This is a genomic window from Streptomyces sp. NPDC127084, from assembly GCF_042724175.1.
GTDB lineage: Bacteria > Actinomycetota > Actinomycetes > Streptomycetales > Streptomycetaceae > Streptomyces.
The window spans coordinates 1-4,793 of sequence record NZ_JBHXFA010000275.1; the positions used below are offsets into that span (position 1 = coordinate 1).

The 4,793-nt window shown below is 67.2% G+C and carries 4 protein-coding genes; 3 read left to right on the forward strand and 1 reads right to left on the reverse strand.

Features of this window, described 5'->3' with window-relative positions:
- Positions 1 to 162 precede the first annotated feature (162 nt).
- Complete coding sequence (locus ACFWI9_RS32930) at positions 163 to 1,395, reverse strand: NADP-dependent malic enzyme (RefSeq protein ID WP_387168583.1); 1,233 nt, start codon at positions 1,393 to 1,395, stop codon at positions 163 to 165.
- Between the two features lie 579 nt (positions 1,396 to 1,974).
- Here ACFWI9_RS32930 and ACFWI9_RS32935 point away from each other — a divergent pair.
- Genes ACFWI9_RS32935 through ACFWI9_RS32945 form a run of 3 tightly spaced genes read left to right on the forward strand, consistent with a single transcriptional unit; the run spans position 1,975 to position 4,745 of the window.
- Positions 1,975 to 2,937: an ABC transporter substrate-binding protein gene (locus ACFWI9_RS32935; protein ID WP_387168584.1), complete on the forward strand. Its 963-nt coding sequence runs from the start codon at positions 1,975 to 1,977 to the stop codon at positions 2,935 to 2,937.
- 46 nt (positions 2,938 to 2,983) lie between these two features.
- The gene (locus ACFWI9_RS32940; RefSeq protein WP_387168586.1) at positions 2,984 to 3,982 is read left to right on the forward strand and encodes an amino acid ABC transporter permease; all 999 of its coding nucleotides are present in this window, start codon (positions 2,984 to 2,986) and stop codon (positions 3,980 to 3,982) included.
- Position 3,983: 1 nt separating this feature from the next.
- Entirely contained in the window at positions 3,984 to 4,745 is a 762-nt protein-coding gene (locus tag ACFWI9_RS32945; protein ID WP_387168589.1) for an amino acid ABC transporter ATP-binding protein, read from the forward strand.
- Positions 4,746 to 4,793: the final 48 nt, after the last annotated feature.

The following is a 4,793-nucleotide window of genomic DNA, read 5'->3' on the forward strand; positions in this document are numbered from 1 at the left end:
TGTCGCCCAAGAGGGTAAGCGAGTTGTGAGTGTGTCTCGTGGGCTGGGTGTTGTGTATAAGAGACAGACCTCGGGCACGCCGTGCGGGCTGGAAAAGGCCACGGGCCGTGCCCCGCACCCCACGAGGTGCCCGGCACGGCCCGCTCGAACCGCCGTAGGTGGTCAGCGCCTGGCCACACCCTCAGCGCGCGCCGCCGCCGCCACGGCCGCGGTGACGGCCGGGGCCACCCGCTCGTCGAACGGCGAGGGAATCACGTAGTCGGAGGCGAGGTCGTTACCCACCACGTCGGCGAGCGCGTTGGCCGCCGCGATCTTCATACCCTCGGTGATCCGGGAGGCCCGCACCTGGAGCGCGCCGGCGAAGATACCGGGGAAGGCCAGCACGTTGTTGATCTGGTTCGGGTAGTCGCTGCGGCCGGTGGCCACGACCGAGGCGTACTTGTGCGCCACGTCCGGGTGGACCTCCGGGTTCGGGTTGGCCATGGCGAAGACGAAGGCGCCCTCCGCCATCGACGCCACCGCGGCCTCCGGCACCGTGCCGCCGGAGACGCCGATGAAGACGTCGGCACCGGCCAGGGCGGCCTCCAGCGAGCCGCTGAGCCCGGCGCGGTTGGTGAGCTCGGCGAGCTCCCGCTTGACGGGGGTGAGGTCCTCGCGGTCCCGGCTCACGATGCCCTTGCGGTCGGCGACCGCGACATCCCCGAGCCCGGCCTCCAGCAGGAACTTGGCGATGGCGACACCCGCGGCGCCCGCGCCGGAGATCACCGCACGCAGATCGCCGAGGCCCCGGCCGGTCAGCTTCGCCGCGTTCCGCAGGGCCGCGAGGGTCACCACGGCCGTGCCGTGCTGGTCGTCGTGGAAGACCGGGATGTCGAGCCGCTCCTGGAGCTTGCGCTCGATCTCGAAGCAGCGCGGCGCCGAGATGTCCTCCAGGTTCACCCCGCCGAACGAGGGGGCGAGCCGGACGACGGTGTCCACGATCTCGTCAGCGTCGGTGGTGGCGAGCGCGATCGGGACCGCGTCGACTCCGCCGAACTGCTTGAACAGGATCGCCTTGCCCTCCATCACGGGGAGCGAGGCCTCCGGGCCGATGTCGCCGAGCCCGAGCACGGCCGTACCGTCCGTGACGACCGCCACAACCTGGGACTTCCAGGTGTAGTCGTGGACCAGCTCGGGCTGCTCGGCGATGGCGGTGCACACCCGCGCCACGCCGGGCGTGTAGGCGAGGGACAGGTCGTCCTTGTCACGGATCGGCACCGTGGACTGGACGGCCATCTTGCCGCCGCGGTGCAGGGCGAAGGCGGGGTCGAAGGCTTCGCCGGACGTACCGGCGACACCCTCCACTTCCGCTTCCCTGGCGCTGTCGCTGTGGGGATTGACGATCTCGGCTGCCATTTGTGGTTGACCCCTTAAGTCTTCATCGTTTGAGGGTTGCCGCTCCTGGTTGAGGAGGGGTGGGCGGGCACCGCGTCCGTGCCCTGCGCGGGGCGGTTGGCCCGCCCGGCAGGGAGAGGTACGTACGCGCGGGCGCGCCGCACAACGCGCCCTGAGCCCCGGATGAGGGGTGTAAGGATCCTTCTTACCTGACGGACGGTACCGCCGACGAGTCCGTTAGACCGGCTCGGGGCTCTGCACGACGACTCTTCGCGACATAACCTGACAGAAAGCATCAAGTAGCTGAACTGGTCACAAAAAGTCGCTCCACCGTCACTCTCCGAGCCGCCCGAACAGTGGGCCGAATCCGAAGATTTTTCCGTCATAGGAAGGTAAAGCCGCAGATGATGCGGCTGGTCCGGTCATGTTGTACCGGCCTGTCGCAGTTCGGGGGTCACCCGTTATCCGATTTTGACATGCCGAGGCCACTGAATGGGCTAGTCCGAATGGCAAGATGCCGGAAACACACAGGGTCGTGACACTCAATGGCGAGTTCGCGACCGACTTTGGCTACACCCCGACATGCCGGAGGACCCGATCATGACCGCAAGCACCACCCGTCGTACGACCGCCGCACGGTCCCGGATCGCCGCGGTCGGCGCGATCGCGGTCGCCGGCGCGCTGGTACTCACCGCCTGCGGTGACCAGACCAACTCGGCATCGACCTCCACCAAGGAGAGCGGCGCCGGCAGCTCCGCCCCGCTCTTCAACAAGCTCCCGAAGAAGTACCAGGACGCCGGTGTCATCAAGGTGGGCACCGACGCCGCGTACGCCCCGATGGAGTACGAGGAGGGCGGCAAGATCGTCGGTATCGACCCCGACATCGCCGCCGCGCTGGGCAAGGAGCTCGGTGTCAAGTTCGTGTTCACCAGCGGCACCTTCGACGGTCTGATCTCCTCCCTCAACACCGGCCGCCAGGACGTCGTGATGTCCGCCATGAGCGACACCAAGGCGCGCCAAGAGGGTCTGGACGACACGGGCAAGAAGGTCGGCAAGGGCGTCGACTTCGTCGACTACTTCACCTCCGGTGTCTCCCTGCTGGTCAAGAAGGGCAACCCGCAGAAGATCACCTCACTCGACGACCTGTGTGGCAAGAAGGTCGCCGTCCAGCGCGGCACGACCTACGAGACCACCTTCAAGGCCCAGGCCGCCAAGTGCGAGAAGGACGGCAAGGGCAAGCTCACCATCGAGGCCTTCGACACCGACGCCGAGGCCCAGACCCGAGTGAAGTCCGGCGGCGCCGTGGCTGACCTGAACGACTACCCGGTCGCCGCGCACATCGCCAAGACCGCGGGTGGCGGCAACGACTTCGAGGTCGTCGGCGACCAGACCGACGCCGGCCCGTTCGGCATCGCGGTGGACAAGGACAACACCGAGCTGCGGGACGCGCTCAAGCTGGCCCTGGCCGCGATCATCAAGAACGGTGAGTACGGCAAGGTCCTCGAGAAGTGGGACGTCAAGGACAGCGCGGTCACCGAGGCGACCATCAACGGCGGTAAGTAAGTCGCGGCGTACCCGCATCGAGCGTTCCACCTGAAGGGCAGTCACTGTGACTGACAAGTTCGACAAGACGCCCGCCGACGAGCCACCGGCGGACAAGCCGCCGGCCGGCTCGCCGGAGAGCAAGGGCGACAGCACGGTCAGCAAGGAAGCCGCCGTCGCGGCGCACCCCGAGCAGATCAAGGCCATCCCGGTGCGGCACTACGGACGCTATGTGTCCGCGGTGATCGTGCTGGGCCTGCTCGGCTGGCTGGGCTTCGCCTTCTCGCAGGGCGACCTCCGCTGGGCCACGATCGGTGAGTACCTCTTCGACTCCCGCATCCTCGAAGGCGCGCTGAACACCATCATCATCAGCGTGCTGTCGATGATCATCGGCCTGGTGCTGGGCATCGTCTTCGCCGTCATGCGGCTCTCGAAGAACCCGGTGACCGGCGCGGTGTCCTGGCTGTACATCTGGTTCTTCCGCGGGACCCCGGTGTACGTCCAGCTGCTGCTGTGGTTCAACCTGGCGCTGATCTTCCCGATCCTGAACATCGGGTTCTACAAGGACGAGATGGTCGATGTCATGACCCCGTTCCTTGTGGCCCTGCTGGGTCTGGGTCTGAACGAGGGCGCCTACATGGCCGAGATCGTCCGAGCCGGCATCCAGTCGGTCGACGAGGGTCAGACCGAGGCCTCGCACGCACTCGGTATGCCCAACGGCAAGACCATGCGCCGGGTCGTGCTGCCGCAGGCCATGCGGGTGATCGTGCCGCCGACCGGCAACGAGTTCATCAACCTGCTCAAGACCTCGTCTCTGGTCTCCGCCGTGCAGTACACCGATCTGCTGCGGGCCTCGACGAACATCGGCTCCACGTCGTTCGCCGTCATGGAGATGCTGATCGTCGCCTCGATCTGGTACCTGGCTCTGACCAGCGTCTTCAGCGTCGGCCAGTACTACATCGAGCGGTACTACGCCCGTGGCTCGCTGCGTCAGCTGCCACCCACCCCGTGGCAGCGCGTCAAGGCGAACCTGCTGATCCTTCGACGCCCCAAGGCGGTGATGTGACATGACCGCCATGGTGAAGGCCGAGGGCGTACACAAGTCCTACGGCGCGGCCCACATCCTCAAGGGCATCGATCTCGAAGTCGCCCCGCGTGAGGTGTTCTGCCTCATCGGCCCTTCGGGCTCGGGCAAGTCGACCTTCCTCCGGTGCATCAACCACCTGGAGAAGATCAACGGCGGCCGGCTGTACGTCGACGGCGAGCTCGTCGGCTACCGCCAGAAGGGCGACAAGCTCTACGAGCTGAAGGACAGCGAGGTCGCTCTCCAGCGCCGGGACATCGGCATGGTGTTCCAGCGGTTCAACCTGTTCCCGCACATGACCGCCCTCGCGAACGTCATGGAGGCGCCGATCCAGGTCAAGGGCGAGGCCAAGGCCGTCGCCCGCGAGCGAGCCCTGAAGCTGCTCGACCGGGTCGGCCTCGGGGACAAGGCGGGGAACTACCCCTCGCAGCTCTCCGGCGGTCAGCAGCAGCGTGTCGCCATCGCCCGTGCGCTGGCGATGGAGCCGAAGCTGATGCTCTTCGACGAGCCCACGTCCGCGCTCGACCCGGAGCTCGTCGGTGACGTCCTCGACGTCATGCGCGACCTGGCCGAGAGCGGTATGACGATGGTGGTCGTGACCCACGAGATGGGCTTCGCCCGCGAGGTCGGCGACTCGCTCGTGTTCATGGACGGCGGCGTGGTCGTCGAGTCCGGCAACCCGCGGGACGTGCTGGGCAATCCGCAGCACGAGCGCACCAAGGCGTTCCTGTCCAAGGTGCTCTGACGGTTCCGCCACAGAGGGCGGGTACCGGCGCGTTGCGCGCCGGTACCC